13 protein-coding genes and 1 pseudogene are annotated in these 16,494 nt (G+C 70.1%); 8 read left to right on the top strand and 6 right to left on the bottom strand.

From position 1 onward, the window contains the following. Nucleotides 1–167 precede the first annotated feature (167 nt). A complete protein-coding gene (locus OG985_RS18650; RefSeq protein WP_371669480.1) occupies nt 168–3,476 on the top strand; it encodes a S8 family serine peptidase in 3,309 nt (1,102 codons plus the stop codon). 83 nt (nt 3,477–3,559) lie between these two features. Beyond that, the gene (locus OG985_RS18645; protein WP_371669479.1) at nt 3,560–4,330 is read left to right on the top strand and encodes a group II truncated hemoglobin; all 771 of its coding nucleotides are present in this window, start codon (nt 3,560–3,562) and stop codon (nt 4,328–4,330) included. 48 nt (nt 4,331–4,378) lie between these two features. Here OG985_RS18645 and OG985_RS18640 read toward each other — a convergent pair whose 3' ends face one another. After that, nucleotides 4,379–5,305, bottom strand: coding sequence for a helix-turn-helix domain-containing protein (locus OG985_RS18640; protein ID WP_371669478.1), 927 nt, complete (start codon nt 5,303–5,305; stop codon nt 4,379–4,381). Nucleotides 5,306–5,483: 178 nt separating this feature from the next. Between OG985_RS18640 and OG985_RS18635 the strand changes: the two genes are divergently transcribed. Then, on the top strand, nt 5,484–6,524 hold the full coding sequence (locus OG985_RS18635; protein ID WP_371669477.1) for an NAD(P)-dependent alcohol dehydrogenase: 1,041 nt from the start codon (nt 5,484–5,486) through the stop codon (nt 6,522–6,524). A 162-nt stretch (nt 6,525–6,686) separates the two neighbouring features. Here the strand turns inward: OG985_RS18635 and OG985_RS18630 are convergent, their stop codons facing one another. Beyond that, nucleotides 6,687–7,457: a Type 1 glutamine amidotransferase-like domain-containing protein gene (locus tag OG985_RS18630; RefSeq protein ID WP_371669476.1), complete on the bottom strand. Its 771-nt coding sequence runs from the start codon at nt 7,455–7,457 to the stop codon at nt 6,687–6,689. A gap of 129 nt (nt 7,458–7,586) precedes the next feature. Between OG985_RS18630 and OG985_RS18625 the strand changes: the two genes are divergently transcribed. Next, nucleotides 7,587–8,363, top strand: a complete 777-nt coding sequence (locus tag OG985_RS18625; RefSeq protein WP_371669475.1) for an SDR family oxidoreductase — start codon at nt 7,587–7,589, stop codon at nt 8,361–8,363. Nucleotides 8,364–8,430: 67 nt separating this feature from the next. Here the strand turns inward: OG985_RS18625 and OG985_RS18620 are convergent, their stop codons facing one another. Further along, nucleotides 8,431–9,588: a serine hydrolase domain-containing protein gene (locus OG985_RS18620; protein WP_371669474.1), complete on the bottom strand. Its 1,158-nt coding sequence runs from the start codon at nt 9,586–9,588 to the stop codon at nt 8,431–8,433. A gap of 92 nt (nt 9,589–9,680) precedes the next feature. Further along, nucleotides 9,681–10,514, bottom strand: coding sequence for an alpha/beta fold hydrolase (locus OG985_RS18615; RefSeq protein WP_371669473.1), 834 nt, complete (start codon nt 10,512–10,514; stop codon nt 9,681–9,683). Nucleotides 10,515–11,242: 728 nt separating this feature from the next. Here OG985_RS18615 and OG985_RS18610 point away from each other — a divergent pair. The 4 genes from OG985_RS18610 (at nt 11,243) to msrA (ending at nt 14,602) form a co-directional block, all read left to right on the top strand. After that, nucleotides 11,243–11,794: a DUF3455 domain-containing protein gene (locus tag OG985_RS18610; protein ID WP_371669472.1), complete on the top strand. Its 552-nt coding sequence runs from the start codon at nt 11,243–11,245 to the stop codon at nt 11,792–11,794. Between the two features lie 247 nt (nt 11,795–12,041). Next, nucleotides 12,042–12,734: a hypothetical protein gene (locus OG985_RS18605; RefSeq protein WP_371669471.1), complete on the top strand. Its 693-nt coding sequence runs from the start codon at nt 12,042–12,044 to the stop codon at nt 12,732–12,734. Nucleotides 12,735–12,914: 180 nt separating this feature from the next. Continuing rightward, nucleotides 12,915–13,871, top strand: coding sequence for a YihY/virulence factor BrkB family protein (locus OG985_RS18600; RefSeq protein WP_371669470.1), 957 nt, complete (start codon nt 12,915–12,917; stop codon nt 13,869–13,871). Nucleotides 13,872–14,089: 218 nt separating this feature from the next. Then, on the top strand, nt 14,090–14,602 hold the full coding sequence (gene msrA, locus OG985_RS18595; RefSeq protein WP_371669469.1) for a peptide-methionine (S)-S-oxide reductase MsrA: 513 nt from the start codon (nt 14,090–14,092) through the stop codon (nt 14,600–14,602). Between the two features lie 136 nt (nt 14,603–14,738). Here msrA and OG985_RS18590 read toward each other — a convergent pair. Together OG985_RS18590 and OG985_RS18585 are read right to left on the bottom strand one after the other, a co-directional pair. Next, nucleotides 14,739–15,092, bottom strand: a pseudogene (locus tag OG985_RS18590) (DUF4291 family protein); the annotation flags it as partial. A gap of 22 nt (nt 15,093–15,114) precedes the next feature. Next, nucleotides 15,115–16,398 carry an ATP-binding protein gene (locus OG985_RS18585; protein ID WP_371669468.1) on the bottom strand — a complete coding sequence of 428 codons (1,284 nt, stop codon included), beginning with the start codon at nt 16,396–16,398 and terminating at the stop codon, nt 15,115–15,117. Nucleotides 16,399–16,494: the final 96 nt, after the last annotated feature.

Raw genomic sequence — 16,494 nt, 5'->3', positions numbered from 1 at the left:
CGTAACAAGGTGCCATTGTCAGGCACTTGTCTATTGAGCTCCGTGATCACCCCCCGGCATACTTCGTGTTCCGGGGGGTGCACGCTCATGCGTGCGAGAGCTCCCCCGGCCGGGTGAAAGGGGATATTCGCCCGGTACTTCCACGAGGGGGAGTTTTGCGCAGACAAGTGAAAAAGGCATGCGCGGCCACGATCGCCACGGCGGCAGCCGTGGCTCTGGCGGCGGGCATGACCAGCCCGGCGTCGGCGAAGGCCGAGCAGGCGAGTGCTCCGAAGGCTCAGCTCACATCGAAGCACCGCCTCACCCTGATCACCGGTGACCGCGTCGTGCTCGACAACAAGGGCCGGGTCGTCGGCCTGGAGCCCGCCAAGGGGCGCGAGCACATACCCGTCCAGCTCCGCAAGGCCGACGGCCACACCTATGTGCTGCCGGTCGACGTGGCCCGCCTGGTCGCCAACGGCAAGCTCGACCAGCGTCTCTTCGACGTCACCGAGCTCAACAAGGCCACCACCCGCAAGTCCCAGAAGCAGGGCCTGAAGGTCATCGTCGGCTACAGCGGCTCCGCCTCGGCCACCAAGGCCGACGTGCGGGACGCGGGCAAGCTCCGCACGAACCTCAAGTCCCTGAACGCCGACGCCGTCCAGACGCCGAAGCAGGACGCTCCCGAACTGTGGGACGCGGTCACCAACGGCGACAAGACGGCCTCCGGCATCGCGCACGTGTGGCTCGACGGCGTCCGCAGGGCCAGCCTCGACAAGTCCGTGCCGCAGATCGGCGCCCCCACCGCGTGGGCGGCCGGCTACGACGGCAAGGGCGTCAAGATCGCCGTCCTGGACACCGGCGTCGACGCGACCCACCCGGACCTCAAGGACCAGGTGATCGCGGCCAAGAACTTCTCCACCTCCGCGGACGCGACCGACAAGTTCGGCCACGGCACGCACGTCGCCTCGATCGCCGCCGGTACGGGCGCGAAGTCGGGCGGCAAGTTCAAGGGCGTGGCCCCGGGCGCGAAGCTGCTCAACGGCAAGGTGCTGAGCGACGACGGTTTCGGTGACGACTCGCAGATCCTCGCGGGCATGGAGTGGGCGGCCGAGCAGGGCGCCGACGTCGTCAACCTGAGCCTCGGCGGCGGCGACACCCCGGAGATCGACCCGCTGGAAGCCGAGGTCAACAAGCTCTCGGAGACCAAGGGCATCCTGTTCGCCATCGCCGCCGGCAACGACGGCGACTTCGGTGAGCAGACCGTCGGCTCCCCGGGCAGCGCGGCCGCGGCCCTGACCGTCGGCGCGGTCGACGACAAGGACAAGCTGGCCTCCTTCTCCAGCCGTGGCCCCGGCCTCGACGGGCAGATCAAGCCCGACGTGACCGCGCCCGGCGTGGACATCACCGCGGCGGCGGCCCCGGGCAGCCTCATCGACGAGGAGGTCGGTGAGAACCCGGCCGGCTACCTGACGATCTCCGGAACGTCGATGGCGACCCCGCACGTGGCGGGCGCGGCGGCGATCCTCAAGCAGGAGCACCCGGACTGGACGTACGCCGAGCTGAAGGGCGCGCTGACCGGATCCACGAAGGGCGGCAAGTACACGCCGTTCGAGCAGGGTTCGGGTCGCATCCAGGTCGACAAGGCCATCAAGCAGACGGTGATCGCCGACCCCTCGTCGGTGAGCTTCGGTCTCCAGCAGTGGCCGCACACCGACGACAAGCCGGTCGCCAAGCAGCTGACGTACCGCAACCTCGGTACCACGGACGTGACGCTGAAGCTGGCGGCGACCGCCACCAACCCGAAGGGGGAGGCCGCTCCGGCCGGCTTCTTCAAGCTCGGCGCCACCACGGTGACCGTCCCGGCGGGCGGCAAGGCCTCCGTCGACCTGACGGTCAACACCAAGCTGGGCGGCACGACCGACGGCGCGTACTCCGCGTACGTGACCGCGACGGGCGGCGGCCAGACGGTCCGCACGGCGGCCGCGGTGCAGCGCGAGGTCGAGTCGTACGACGTCACGCTGAAGTTCCTCGACCGTGACGGCAACCCGGCCAAGAACTACAACGCCACCCTGGCCGGCGTCTCCGGCCTGGGCAAGGAGAAGTTCTACTCCCCGTACGACGCGGACGGCACCGTCACCACCCGTGTCCCGCGCGGCGGCTACATCCTCGACGGCGCGCTGTTCGTGGACCCGGAGGACTTCAGCAAGGGCGCCGACTGGCTCGCCCGTCCGAAGCTGAGCGTCACCAAGAACACGACGATCACGCTGGACGCGCGCATCGCGAAGCCGGTCGACATCACCGTGCCGGACGCGGCCGCCAAGTCGGAGTTCGCGTCGCCGATGTACTCGATCGACACGCCGAACTTCGGTTTCAGCTTCGGCTGGTGGCTGGACTCGTACACCAACTTCCGCAGCGCGCACCTCGGCCCGCAGGTCACCGACGGCTCGCTGAGCCAGCAGTGGGACGGCCACTGGAGCAGTGGTGCCGACAAGGAGTACGACACCACGCTCGGTGCCAAGGTCAAGCAGCTCGCCACCGGCTACACCAAGCACTACAAGGCGAGCGAGCTGGCCAAGGTGAAGGTCGCCATGGGCGCCGCGGCGAGCGGCAAGAAGGGCATCGTGCAGGCGACGGGCTGGATGCCCGGAAGCTCCGGCGCGTCCTCCATGGGCGTCCCGCAGACCCTGCCCGGCATCCGGACGCTGTACCTGTCCACGGCCGGCGGCGTGAAGTGGGAACTGGACTTCGAGCAGTCCGGGGGTGTCGACGAGGAGGGCTTCCCGCTCTCCGAGGCGTACTACACGCTCGGCGGCGCGCAGACCTTCAAGGCCGGCCAGAGCTACTCGAAGACCTTCAACACGGCCGTGTTCGGACCGCACCTCAACTCCGACTACGGCCTCTACCGCGACGGCAACAGCATCTCCGGTCTCATCCCGCTGTTCGCCGACGGCAAGACCCACGCGGGCTCCTCGCTCTTCACCTCGGTCACCTCGACCCTCTACCGCAACGGCACCAAGGTCGGCTCCAACGACGACCCGCTGTTCGGTGAGAAGGCGTTCAAGGTTCCGTCCGGTGACGCCGAGTACAAGCTGACGACGTCGGTCAAGCGCAGCGTCAAGGTCGCGGCGGCCTCCACCCGCATCGACACGAGCTTCACCTTCCACTCGAAGAAGACCGCGGACCTGGCGAAGCTGCCCGCGTCCACGGCCCGTTTCGCGGCGACCACCGGCCTGGACAGCAAGGTCGAGGCCGGCAGGACGGTCAAGATCCCGGTGATCGTCGAGGGCTCGGCCAAGGGCAGCAACCTCAAGTCGCTCGCGGTGTACGTCTCCTACGACTACGGCCAGACCTGGAAGAAGGTCGACGTCAAGGACGGCAACATCAAGGTGAAGAACCCGGCGAAGGGGAAGGCCATCTCCTTCCACGCCAAGATCGCCGACAAGAAGGGCAACAAGTCGACGGTCTCGATCTACAACGCGTACTACGGGAAGTAGTCCGTACGGCGCTCGCTAGGCCGTGAGCGAAAGGCCCACCGGAGGTACAGCCTCCGGTGGGCCCTTCGTGTTTCTGTGGGCCCATGACCACACAGACCGTCGAGTACATCCGCTACCGCATCCCGGAAGACCGCTCGGCGGAGTTCCTCGCCGCCTACACCCGCGCCGCCGCGCAGCTCGCCGCGGCGCCGGAATGCCTCGACTACGAACTGGCGCGCAGCGAGGAGGACTTCGAGCACTTCATCCTGCGCATCACCTGGACGTCGAGCGAGGCCCACCTCAAGGGATTCCGCGAGTCGGAGCTGTTCGCCGACTTCCTCGCCGAGATCCGCCCCTACATCGGCAACATCGAGGAGATGCGCCACTACAAGCCGACGGCGGTGCGGGGCACGGGCTCGGCCGTCCCGACCCTCTACGCCTGGGCGGGCGGCGCCGAGGCCTTCGCCCGGCTGACCTCCGTCTTCTACGACAAGGTCCTCCGGGACGACCTGCTGGCCCCGCTGTTCGAGGGCCTGGCCGCCGAACACGCCTCCCATGTCGCGCTCTGGCTGAGCGAGGTCTTCGGCGGCCCGCCCGCCTACTCCGAGACCCAGGGCGGGCACGGCCACATGGTCGCCAAGCACTTCGGCAAGGACATCACCGAGGCGCAGCGCCGCCGTTGGGTCAACCTCGTCCAGGACGCGGCGGACGAGGCGGGCCTGCCGGCCGACGCCGAGTTCCGCTCTGCCTTCCTGGCGTACGTGGAGTGGGGCACCCGGCTCGCGGTCCACTTCTCCGGCCCGGACGCGACCCCGCCGGCGGAACAGCCGGTGCCGAAGTGGACATGGGGGGCCATGCCGCCGTACCAGGGCTGAGGCGGGTCCGGCGGAGGCCGGCCCGGGCGTCACGGCCGCACGGCGCCCTCACGCCGACGGCGCCGGCCTCCCCGTCCCCGACCGGGTGGCGTCCGCTCCCCAGCTCGCCAGCAGGCGCAGGGCGTCCGCCGAGGGGGAAGCGGGCTCAGCGTGGTAGATCACCACGCTCTGCTCACTGTCGTCGGAGAGCCGCAGCGACTCGAACCGCAGGGCCAGTTCACCCACCAGCGGATGGTGCAGCAGCTTGACGCCGTGGTTCTTCTCCTTGACGTCGTGGGTGGCCCACAGCCGCCGGAACTCCTCGCTCTTCACGGAGAGCTCGCCCACCAGCGCGGACAGCCGCGGATCGTCCGGACGACAGCCCGCGTCCATCCGCAGCGCGCACACGATGTCGATCGCCTTCTGCTCCCAGTCCACGAACAGCTCGCGGTAGTCGGGCCGCAGGAACACCAGCCGCGCCCAGTTCCGTTCCGCCTGCGGCAGCTCCGACCAGTCGCCGAAGACCGCGGCCGCCATCCGGTTCCACGCCAGGATCTCCGTGCGCTGCCCCACGACGTACGCCGGAACGCCGTCCATCGTGTCCAGCAGCTGCCCCAGCGACGTCCGCACCTGCTGGGGCCGCGCCGAGGACTTCTTCCGGTGCTGCTTCGGCTTCGCCAGATGCGTGAGGTGCGCGTGCTCGGCGTCGCTCAGCCGGAGAGCGCGGGCGATCGAGTCCAGCACCTCCGCTGACACGTTGCGCCCGTTGCCCTGCTCCAGCCGCGTGTAGTACGCCACCGACACCCCGGCGAGCTGCGCGAGCTCCTCGCGGCGCAGCCCCGGTACCCGGCGGTGCCGTCCGAAGCCCCGCAGTCCCACGTCCTCGGGCTTCAGGCGGGCGCGCCGGGTGCGCAGGAACTCGCTGAGCTCGGCACGCCGGTCCAGGGCCCCGCCGGTCCCCGCGGGCTCGGGCAGGGGCTGGGGCTGTTCGTCCATTCGTCCAGTATTGCCGGTCGTACGCCCACCAGCCTGACCCCGCCAGTGGTAGGCACAGCGAACGTAGGCATGAGCGTGGCCTGGGTGAGCTCCGGTTCTTCGGGCAGGCTGGTCACCGTGCCCGGACAGAAGACAGAAGGCAGCCGGGCGCGGACCCCCCTCTGAGGAGAACCCCGGCATGACCACCGTCGCCGCTTACGCAGCTCCCGCCGCCAAGGCCCCGCTGGAGCGCACCACCATCGAGCGCCGTCCGGTCGGTGAGTTCGACGTCCTGATCGACGTCAAGTTCGCCGGCATCTGCCACTCCGACATCCACCAGGCCCGGGAGGGCTGGGGCGAGGCGATCTTCCCGATGGTCCCCGGCCACGAGATCGCCGGCATAGTCTCCGAGGTCGGCTCCGGTGTCACCAGGTTCCGGGTCGGCGACCGGGTGGGCGTCGGCTGCCTGGTCGACTCCTGCCGTGAGTGCGACAACTGCAAGGCGGGCCTCGAGCAGTACTGCACCGGTGGCAGCGTCGGCACGTACAACGCCGTCGGCAAGGACGGCGAGCCCACCTACGGCGGCTACTCCGAGAAGATCGTCGTCGACGAGAACTACACCCTCCGCATCCCGGAGGGCCTGAAGCTGGACGAGGCCGCGCCGCTGCTGTGCGCCGGGATCACCACGTACTCCCCGCTGAAGCACTGGAACGCCGGCCCCGGCAAGAAGGTCGCCATCCTCGGCATGGGCGGCCTCGGCCACATGGGCGTCAAGATCGCCCACGCGCTGGGCGCCGAGGTCACCGTGCTCTCGCAGTCGCTGCGCAAGAAGGAGGACGGCCTCAAGCTGGGCGCCGACCACTACTACGCCACCAGCGACCCGGAGACCTTCACGGAGCTGCGCGGCACCTTCGACCTGATCCTGTCGACCGTCTCCGCCCCGCTGAACCTCGACCAGTTCCTGTCCCTCCTCAGGACCGACGGCGCCTTCGTGAACGTCGGCGCGCCGGAGGAGCCCGTCGCGCTCAACCTCTTCTCGGTGATCGGCGGCCGCAAGACCCTCGCCGGCTCCGGCATCGGCGGCATCCAGGAGACCCAGGACATGCTGGACTTCTGCGCCGAGCACGGCTTCGGCGCCGAGATCGAGCTGATCAGCGCCTCCGAGATCAACGAGGCCTACGAGCGGGTGCTCGCCAGCGACGTGCGCTACCGCTTCGTGATCGACACGGCGACGATCTGACGGTCCCCTCCCCGAAGCCCGGCCCCGGCAGCGTGTCCGCTGCCGGGGCTCTGGTCTGCGAAGCGGCGGGGCGGCCCGGCCACGCCGAAAGGTGCACCGGCCCGTTGCCGTTGCCGCTGGTGAGGGTTCCGTACACGGGCCTCGGGTCGCTTGTCGCGGCCGTCAGCGAACCGTGAAGGACTCGCCGGCCCGGAAGGACCGTACGAGCACCCCGCCGTCCGCGCCGGGCGCGGGCCGTACGGAGTGCGCGCGCCCGTGCCCGAACACCCGGGCGAGCCCCCCGTCGGCATCCACGTCCAGCACGGTGTTCTCGTCGATGGCGACACCGTGGGGGAGGGCGTCCCGGGCCACCGCGGTGATCAGCCGGGGCAGGGTCCCCCACTGCGCGGCGTGCACGTCCACGGCGAAGGGCACGAGTCCGAGACCGGCCCGTACCTCGACCTCCTCCAGATCCTCGGCGGCGTCCTCCGGGCACACCGCGACACCGTCGGAGAGCCACCCCCCGACCAGGGCCCGTTCGGCGGCGACGGCCGCTCCGGCCGAGAAACCGGCGTACGGGATGCCCCGCGCGGCGAGCAGACGCGGCAGCCCGCCGCGAAGCGCCTCCTGGTAGGCGGGCGTGAGCCCACCGCAGACCAGGACGCCGTCGACGTCGTACGACACGGCCTCGACGTCGTACGACACGGCCTCGACGTCGACCTGCTCGCCGAGCTCCTTGCCGAGAGGCACGAGCAGCGGTACGGCCGCGCAGTCGGCGTCGACGACCCGCAGCACGGCCTCGTACCGGGCGAACTGCTCGGCCCCGTCGCCCTCGTCGACGACAACGCAGCCGATGCGGGGCGCGTCCCCGGCGGCCCGCAGGAAGGGGCCGTAGACCGCCGCGGCGGCCGCGGGATCCCACCCACCGCCGATCAGAAACGTACGGCTGCTCATCGATTCCCCGATTCACTCGTGTCCGTCTGTCACATCACTGCGCCGCGCGGGGTCATACCGGCGAAGGCACACGACGGCAGACGCTACGGAGGGCACACCCCCGGGCGCCACGAGTTTTGGAGTCCAGCCATGACGACACCGACACCCACCCCGATCCTGGTCACCGGCGGCACGGGCACGCTCGGCGGTCACGTGGTGCCGCTGCTGCGCGCGGCGGGCCACGAGGTACGCGTTCTCAGCCGGCAGGCCCGTCCCGCCGCGGACGGCGTCGAGTACGTCACCGGCGACCTGCTGAAGGACGAAGGCATCGAGGCCGCGGTGCGCGGAGCGGAGACGATCCTGCACCTGGCGGGCGGCCCCAAGGGCGACGACGAGGCGGCCCGCACACTGGTACGGGCGGCCCGGGCGGCCGGAGTCCGTCACCTCGTGCACATCTCGGTCGTCGGAGCGGACCGCGTACCGCTGGCCTGGCTGCGCTCCAAGCTGGCGGCGGAACGCGCTATCGCCGACTCGGGCATCGGGTGGACCACGCTGCGGGCGGCCCAGTTCCACGACCTCACGCTGACCATGGTCGAGAAGATGACCCGGCTCCCGCTCCTCCCGGTCCCCGGGGGCCTCCGCCTCCAGCCGGTCGACTCACGCGAAGTGGCGCACCGACTGGTGGAGTTGACACTCGGCGAACCGTCCGGCCTGGTTCCCGACCTGACGGGCCCCAAGCTGTACGACATCGCCGCGCTGGCCCGCCCCTACCTCGACCTCCACGGCAGGCGCCGCCGCCCGGCCCTGCCGGTCCGCATCCCCGGCAAGGCGGGCAAGGCCTACCGGGCGGGCGCGAACCTGACGCTGGAGGGAGCGGACACGGCGAAGCGGACCTGGGAGGAGTTCCTGGCGGAGCGGGTGCGGTGAAGCCGGGCGGCGCGAGCATGGCCGGCCGTAGGCTTGCGGCCGGCCAGGCTCGCGGTCACGCGGCCCCTCAGCCCCGCAGACCCGTGAGTCCGTCGTAGGCGGCCATCACGAGTTCCATTCCCCTGGTGTCGTCCGCGGGTTCGCGCATCTGGTTCGTCACGTACGCCACCGCCATACGGCTGTCGGGTTCGACCATGACCAGGGAGCCGCCCCAACCGCCCCAGCCGTAGGTGCTGCCGAACAGCCCGTAGCCCAGGCCCCACCGGACAGACATGCCCAGCTCGCGGTCCTCGCCCCGGAACTGCTCCTCCCACGCCCGGTCGACGCCCGCTCGCGACAGCAGCCTCACCCCGCGTGCCGCTCCGCCGCAGGCCATCACCGACTGCACGAGGGCGACCGAGCGCGCGTTGCCGAATCCGCTCGCGGCGGGAATCTGGGCCCGACGCCAGGCGGGGGTGTTTCCGTCACGGACTCTGATGGGGGTGGAGGTGCGGGTGCCCGTGCTCGTGCCTGGGTCCGCGCCGGTGGGTGCCGGTGCGCCGCTGCCTGGCGTGCCGGGCGCGCTCGCGCTGTAGTCCTCGGTCCGGGACGGGGGCGGGACCGTGGGTGCCACCCGGGGGTCGTGCTCGGCGGCCAGCCCGATGTGGAAGTCGGCGCCCAGCGGGCCGGCCACCTCGTCGGCGAAGAACTCCCCCACGCTCCGGCCGGTGATCCGGCGCAGGACCTCGCCCACCAGGAACCCCTGGGTGAGCGAGTGGTACCCGGCCGCGCTGCCCGGCTCCCATCGCGGAACCTGAGCGGCCAGCCGTGCCGTGACGGACGGCCAGTCGCAGAGGTCCTCGACCGATGTGGGCGCGTCGAACTCGGGCAGCCCCGAGGTGTGCGCGAGCAGATGGCGTACCAGCACGCCTTCCTTGCCCGCCGTGGCGAACTCGGGCCAGTACCGGGCGACCGGTGCGGCGAGGTCGAGCTCCCCGCGGTCGGCCAGAACGAGCGCGCACAACGCCGTCATGGTCTTCGTGACGGACCAGACGTTGACGATCGTGTCCCGCTGCCACGCGACCGTGCGGTCCGCGTCGGCGAACCCGCCCCAGACGTCCACCACCGGCTCGCCGTCCACGAGGACCGCGACGGAACCGCCCACGTCTCCCTCGTCCAGCAACGCGGCCAGCGCACGCGGCACGGCGGAGAACAGATCATCGTATGAGCCCTGGATGTCGGCCATGGGTGGCATTCAGCCCGCCATGACGTCCGGGGGCAACCGAATTTCCGGGCCCGGCGCGGAAAGCGGCCATGGAGCGGCCGACTGCGCAGGGGCTATCCCCTGACGAAGTCCAGCAGGGCCGGATTGACGACCTCCGGATGCGTCCAGGCGATGTTGTGCGGACCTCCTCGTACGGTGACGAAGGTGAGGTCCTTGATCAGCTCGGGCAGCCGCGCGGCGGTGTTCTCGTAGGGCAGGATGCGGTCGGCGTCCCCGTGGATGAGGAGTGTCGGCACGTCGATCTTGGGGAGGTCTTCGCGGAAGTCGGTCAGCCAGGTGTCCACGCACGCGTAGGCGGCGTGCGCCGAGGCCGCGACGGCCGTGTTGAAGCTGTTGTTCCACGCCTGGTCGCTGATGCGGGTGCCGCGGTAGGTGTCGACGTTGTAGAAGTTGTCGAGGAAGTCCTTGAAGTACGCCGGCCGGTCCTTGACCACGGCTTCCTTGATGCCGTCGAAGACGGACCGGTCGACGCCCTCCGGGTTGTCGTCGGTCTTGAGCAGGAACGGCGGGATCGCCCCCATGAGGACCGCCTTGCTGACCCGCCCCGATCCGTAGGTGCCCAGGTACCGGGTCACCTCGCCGGTGCCCATGGAGAACCCGCACAGGATCACGTCGGGCACGGCGAGCCGGTCGAGGAGCGCGTTGAGGTCGGCGGCGAACGTGTCGTAGTCGTAACCGACCGTCGGCTGGCTCGAGTTGCCGAAGCCCCGGCGGTCGTAGGTGATGACCCGGAAACCGGCGTTCAGCAGGTCACGCTCCTGCTTCTCCCAGGAGTGACCGTTCAGCGGGTATCCGTGGATCAGCACGACGGGCTGCCCACTGCCGTGGTCCTCGTAGTAGATGTCGATCGGTGTGCCGTTCTCCTGGCCCACGTTCACCATGGCCATGGTCCACCTCGCCTCTCGTTCGCTTGCGCCCCACGACTTCGCCGCTTCCGGTCGACGGCCGCACCGCCCACCGGAAGAAGCACATTCATCCATGAATGCACCGAATGGGTGATCCCGCTACTGGGACGTCCAGGATGCCGAGGGCCCCGGCCCCCGAGCGCCCTCGCCGCCGAGCCGCTCCTGAACGCGACCGAGGAAGCGCCCTCGGGCCACCCCGGCGCCTGGCGCGGCGCGTCCCGACGGTCCGTCGAACGCGCCACCCCGGCGCCTGGCGCGGCGCGTCCCGACGGTCCGTCGAACGCCTCACGTGCGCCCCGGTGTGCCCGTTCGCTTGCCCCGTAGGCCCTCGCCAAGCCGAAACCGTCCGGCGATACTCCCTGCTCATGAGGCGCGGTGATCCCCACCGGGAAATCCGGGCCGAACCGGGGCCCGGGCGGCATCGCGGTGTGCGCTCGCCCCGGCGGCCGGACTGCCATCGCGTCGACGACTCCGCCACGGCGGGAGTGCCCCAGGTGATCCCACAAGGACGCCGCGACTGTCACCCGGTCCATCACGACCGGGGAACGGTACGCAGCCGTGCACCCTCACGCCACGGCGCGGGCCGAGTACTCATGATCACTCACCAGGACCGGAAGCACGACGGACCCCGCTGTCCCGGCACCGGGACAGCCACGGTGTCCGCGTCGTCCTCCGCGACCTGATTCGGAAACGTTCTGGAGACACACCCGATGAAGCTCGCCAAGCGTCTCATCCTCACCACGGCAGCCTTCGCCGCCGTAGCAGCCGGCACGCTCTCGAGCGCGTCGGTCGGCCTGGCCGCGTCCTCGCAGCCGGCCGGCGCAGGCGTCGACGCTCCCGCCGCCCTGAAGGTCCCCGACGGCAACCGGCTCACCGGCGTCTTCTCCGCCGCGGGCGTCCAGACCTACACCTGCACCGACGGTGCCTGGAAGCTGCTGGAGCCCGCCGCCACCCTCTGGGCCAAGAAGGACCGTTCCCACCGCCCCGTCGCCCTTCACTCCCGCGGCCCCGTCTGGGTGTCCACGAGAGACGGCAGCGCGGTCAACGCCACCGCCGTCGCCAACTCCCCGAAGGCCGGCACCATCCCCGAGCTCCTCCTGCAGGCCACCGCCACTCGCGGCACCGGGATCTTCGCCGACGTCTCCTACATCCAGCGTCTGAACACCCACGGCGGCGTCGCCCCCACCACCGCGTGCACGGGCACCGACCAGGTCAGCGTCCCCTACTCCGCCACCTACGCCTTCTACAAGCCGGCCAAGTAGTCCGGCAGAGAGCAAGGGCAGAGTCCTCTGGAGTCGCCGGAAACGCCAGAGGGCCCTGCCTCCGGTCCGAAAACCGGTCCCGGCTCACCGATCCGACGGTCTACTCTGCCGGTCAGTGCTGTGAGCCGGGCGGAGGGCTCAGGCGGAGAATCCTTGAGCCGGCGGGAGACAGCGCCCGCTCAGCGATCAATCGGGTGGGGAATCAGTGGATCGTGGAACACGGGTCGGCGCTTCGGTTGCCATGCTCATGACCTTCTTGTCGCTCGTCGCCTGCGGATCGGGGCAGGGCTCCCAAGACGGCGGGGCGTCGGACGAAGGCAAGGCGGCCCACGTCCAGGGCAAGCCGTTGAGCAAGGCGGACCTGGAGCAGGCGGCGATCACGGGCACGGATCTCGACGACTACGAAGTCGAGCGCCAACTGGCCACGTCCCCTGCGTCGACCAGGACGGCGGAACCCGCCGACTGCACGCCGGTCGCTCAGGCGCTCGGCGGAAGCAGCGGCTTCGCGGCCGTCGCACGCACCGGTCGCCTGGTGTCCCCCAAGCGGCACGGCCACGGAGTATCCATGATCCTGTCGTCGTACCGGGCCCAGGACGCCGCGCTGGTGATCCAGGCGTTCCGCACGGCCGCCAAGCGCTGCGAGACCTTCAAGGACGTCCGGGCGGAGTTCCGTTACGACGAGGCCGCACTGCAGCCCGACCCCGGCTACGGCGACGAATCCGTGTCCCTACGGCTCACACAGCTCGCGGCGGACACCGAGAACGAGGAGCCCGTCCGGGTTCCCTACACGGTGATGGCCGTCCGGCGAGGGGCGACGGTCGCCATGTTCACCGAGTTCGAGTCACCTCGGGCGTCAGGGGGCAAGGCCGCGGCTGTCGTACCGGAAGTGATCGTCAAGACGCAGCTGAACAAGCTCGGCGGGCCGACGGCTTCGAAGTGACCGGACCGCGTGATCGGACCGCGTGATCGGACCGTGTGATCGGATCGCGGGGGAGGTGACGACGGTTCGAGCGCCGAGCCGACGCCACGCACCACGGCGCCCTCGCCCCGCCGGCCGACATGCGTGTCGCTCCTGTCCGTCCATGCCGTCCGTTAGGCTCGCCGAGCCACACCGATTCCGATGTGCACGGAGGACAGGACGGCAGGGATCCCACGCGAGCGGCTGGTCAGAACGCTGACGTTCTGGCTGCGTCCCGCCTTTGCCCTGCGAGTCATCAACCGTTTCCAGAAGATCGTGGGTTTCGACCGCTCGATGGCCCTGGCCTCCAGCGCTCTTACCGCACTGGTCCCGCTCGCGATCCTCAGCGGCGCCGTTCTCAGCAACCTCGTCCACTACGACGCCGCGGAACGCATCATCAAGCGTTACGGCCTCACCGGAGCAGGCGCCGAGGCGGTCGACTCGCTCTTCTCCCCGGCCGCGAACGCGAGCGCCGGCGTGGGTGCCTTCGGGTTCGTGTTCCTGACGATCTCGGGCCTGAGCTTCGCACGAGCCTCGCAGAGACTCTTCGAACAGACCTGGGAACTCAAGCCCCTCAGCGTGCGCAACACGCGCAACGGCCTGTACTGGATCCTCACCCTCGTCGGCTACGCCCTGCTCACCGGCTGGCTCTCCGCGGTCTTCAGCGGAGGCGCGCTGCTTCTGGCCGCCGTGGCGTGCGAGGTGCCGTTGACCGCCGCATTCCTCGTCTGGAGCGGCTGGATCCTGTCAGCGAAGCGGATCACCTGGTCTGACCTGGTCCCCTTCGGCGTCATCACGGCCCTTCTGACGGCGGCCTGTTCCGTGGGCGCAAGCATCTATCTGCCACGCCTCTTCAACTCCTCCGTCTCCCGCTACGGCGTCGTCGGTGCGGTCTTCGCCCTGCTCTCGGCACTCTTCGCGACCATGCTCGTCGTCGTCGCATCGGCGGCCCTGGGCCGAGAGGTGGGCGACGAGCTCAGCCGCATCCGCCAGGGCCGGCGCCCTTCCGACAACGAGGTCCGGCAACAGTGGGACAGCGTGGTCGAGCAGACCCGATCCCGTTGGCACACCGCACGGAAACAGGTCTCCCGTCGACGGCGCGGCGACCCGGACCACTGACCCGGAGACTGCTCGTCGTCGGTGTCGGGGAGCGTGTGGCCGGTGGCCGGTGGCCGGTGGCCGGTGACCGGTGGCCGGTGACCGGTGATCGCAAGGCCGGTCGGACGGGCACGGAATCGCTCGGAACCCTCGCGCGTTGAGGGGAGTGGGCAGGGGATGCCGGTGATGTACGACCCGAGTAGCCCGACTGACCGAGCTGACAGAAATGGAGGGCTGCGATGACTGCGCAGACGCAGAGGGCCGTGCTGGCGGGCGGATGCTTCTGGGGGATGGAGGACCTGATCCGCCGACTCCCGGGCGTGACGGCGACCCGGGTCGGATACACGGGCGGTGATGTGCCGAACGCGACGTACCGTAACCACGGCACGCACGCGGAGGCCATCGAGATCCTCTTCGACCCGGCGAAGACCGACTTCCGCGCGATCCTGGAGTTCTTCTTCCAGATCCACGACCCGAGCACCAAGAACCGCCAGGGCAACGACATCGGTCTCAGCTACCGCTCGGCGATCTACTACGTGGATGACGAGCAGAAGCGGATCGCCGAGGACACGATCGCGGATGTGGACGCCTCCGGACTGTGGCCGGGCAAGGTCGTCACCGAGGTGGAGCCGGTCGGCCCCTTCTGGGAGGCCGAACCCGAGCACCAGGACTACCTGCAGCGTTACCCGGACGGCTACACCTGCCACTTCCCGCGCCCGGGATGGCGGCTGCCGACCCGCGCGGAAAGCTGACCGCGAGGCGGCCCGGCGGAAGGCGGAGACGGACTGGTGCACCCGCTCCCCAGCCGGGCCGCGCTGCTCCTGCGTCCCCTCCTGCGTGCCGGAGGGGCCCTACTCCCTCATCGTTCGATGAAGCGGGTATCCGGCCATGCGGTGATCGGCTTGGCAGCAGCCGGGTGGCGGAGTCCAGGTCGCCACCGCTGACGAGGGCGTGGATCTCGTGGGCGAGCGGGGTCACGTCGCGGAGGGCGACCGTCCACTCGTCCGCGTAACGTCGTACGGCCTCACCGCAGAGCCCCAGCTGCAAGGACCGGTACGGCAGGTGCTGGAGGTGCAGATCCCGCTCGGGATCCCACTGCACGCGAGCGGGCGCGGGCTTCAGCTGGCGCTGCCAGGTGGTTCGGTCGGGGTGCACCCCGCGAACGTGGCTCGACGGGCACGCGTGGCGCAGCGCCCACTCGAAGCCGTCACGGCTGATCTCGACAGCGAGGACGGTCTCCTTGGACTGAACGCCGGCACCGGTCTCACAGTCGACTGTACTTCTCGATGTCCTCGGTGAACTCCTTGATCGCCTGTGCTGTGAGCGTCGGCCGGGTGTCGGCGATGGCGGTCATGAAGTCATCGGTGGTGGCCGGTCGGTCCTTACGCTGTGCGACCTCGCGCTCGAACGCCGCCTGCGCGCCCTTGCGGGCAGCGAATTCGATGTCGGCCGGGGTGAACAACTCGCTGGCCTCGACCAGCTGCATGAGGTCCACCGAGTCACCGGCGGCCCTGAGATAGCGGGCCCAGATCGCCGCGCGGGCGGCCGGGTCGGGTGGGCCGACGGGAATGACGTAGTCGAACCGGCCCGGCCTCAGGAAAGCCGGGTCGAGAGAGCGCACGGAGTTGGTGGCACAGGCCAGCAGCCGTGCGTCGTGTTCGCGGAAGACAGGGATCAGTTTGAGCAACTCGTTGGTCACCCCATGTCCCGGATCGACTGCTTTCCCGGACCGGACCCCCGCGATCTCCTCGACCTCGTCGATGAAGAGCAGCACCGAGTCGAGTTCCGCCAGGTCCGCGAAGACCTCCCGCAGCGCCGTGGCCAGCCCCTCGCTCGTGTCGGCCGCGAGCCGGGAGGGGAAGAGCTCCACGAACGGCCAGCCGAGCCGGGAGGCGACCGCCTTGGCGAAGCTGGTCTTCCCGGTGCCGGGAGGACCGAACAGGATGATGGCCTTCGGAGGGACGACCCCGTAACGGTCGGCCAGCGCGGGCTCCGTCAGCGGAAGCACGACCCGGCGCTCGATGACCTGTTTCTCCCGCTCCATGCCGGCCATGGCGTCCCACAGCCCCCCGAGCAGCATCCGGCCGCCCAGAGACGCGAGGACTTCGGCGTTGGGGGCTCCGGGCGGTTCGAGCTTCTCGTAGTAGGTCAGGCCGTCGCGGGACTGGTAGCCGGAGTTCTCCAGAGCCTTCGTGCCGGCGACGTTGGCGGGCAGCAGCGCGCTGATGTGGCGCACGCCCAGGGACCGCAGGCGCCGTTCGAGCTCGGCGAGGAGAGCACTGCCGATCCCGAGCTCGCGCCAGCGGGAGGCGAGTGCCACCAGGAGAATCCACCCTCGCCTGCCATAGGCCTGTGCCACGGCCATGCCCACCAGTTCGTCGCCGACCACCGCGACCACCGCCGTCTGACCGGCCTTGGCCGCGGCCATCACCTCGGAGACTGGAAACACCCGGTCCTCGTCGGCCTGACGGCTCTGGTCCCAGATCTCGATGGCCTGGTCAAGATCGTCATCGTGGTAGTCGCGCAGATGCCAGAGGGGCACCGCCATCACCTCACCTACCGCGGCGAACCCTCATTATCTCCTGCGGGGTGGTGAGTGCCGAGCGCAGCAGGCTCCTCGCAGTCCGAGCGCGGCTTGATCCAG

The organism is Streptomyces sp. NBC_00289, from assembly GCF_041435115.1.
Lineage (GTDB): Bacteria > Actinomycetota > Actinomycetes > Streptomycetales > Streptomycetaceae > Streptomyces.
Note: the sequence above shows the minus strand (reverse complement) of the source record. Positions and strands in the feature narration are given on the sequence as shown.

Excerpts from the sequence above, each read along its gene's own strand:
- OG985_RS18605 (WP_371669471.1), top strand. The coding sequence starts at position 12,042 with ATGACCTTCTTGTCGCTCGTCGCCTGCGGATCGGGGCAGGGCTCCCAA.
- OG985_RS18585 (WP_371669468.1), bottom strand. The coding sequence starts at position 16,398 with ATGGCGGTGCCCCTCTGGCATCTGCGCGACTACCACGATGACGATCTT.
- OG985_RS18645 (WP_371669479.1), top strand. The coding sequence starts at position 3,560 with ATGACCACACAGACCGTCGAGTACATCCGCTACCGCATCCCGGAAGAC.
- OG985_RS18610 (WP_371669472.1), top strand. The coding sequence starts at position 11,243 with ATGAAGCTCGCCAAGCGTCTCATCCTCACCACGGCAGCCTTCGCCGCC.
- OG985_RS18635 (WP_371669477.1), top strand. The coding sequence starts at position 5,484 with ATGACCACCGTCGCCGCTTACGCAGCTCCCGCCGCCAAGGCCCCGCTG.
- OG985_RS18600 (WP_371669470.1), top strand. The coding sequence starts at position 12,915 with ATGTGCACGGAGGACAGGACGGCAGGGATCCCACGCGAGCGGCTGGTC.
- msrA (WP_371669469.1), top strand. The coding sequence starts at position 14,090 with ATGACTGCGCAGACGCAGAGGGCCGTGCTGGCGGGCGGATGCTTCTGG.
- OG985_RS18630 (WP_371669476.1), bottom strand. The coding sequence starts at position 7,457 with ATGAGCAGCCGTACGTTTCTGATCGGCGGTGGGTGGGATCCCGCGGCC.
- OG985_RS18620 (WP_371669474.1), bottom strand. The coding sequence starts at position 9,588 with ATGGCCGACATCCAGGGCTCATACGATGATCTGTTCTCCGCCGTGCCG.
- OG985_RS18625 (WP_371669475.1), top strand. The coding sequence starts at position 7,587 with ATGACGACACCGACACCCACCCCGATCCTGGTCACCGGCGGCACGGGC.
- OG985_RS18640 (WP_371669478.1), bottom strand. The coding sequence starts at position 5,305 with ATGGACGAACAGCCCCAGCCCCTGCCCGAGCCCGCGGGGACCGGCGGG.
- OG985_RS18615 (WP_371669473.1), bottom strand. The coding sequence starts at position 10,514 with ATGGCCATGGTGAACGTGGGCCAGGAGAACGGCACACCGATCGACATC.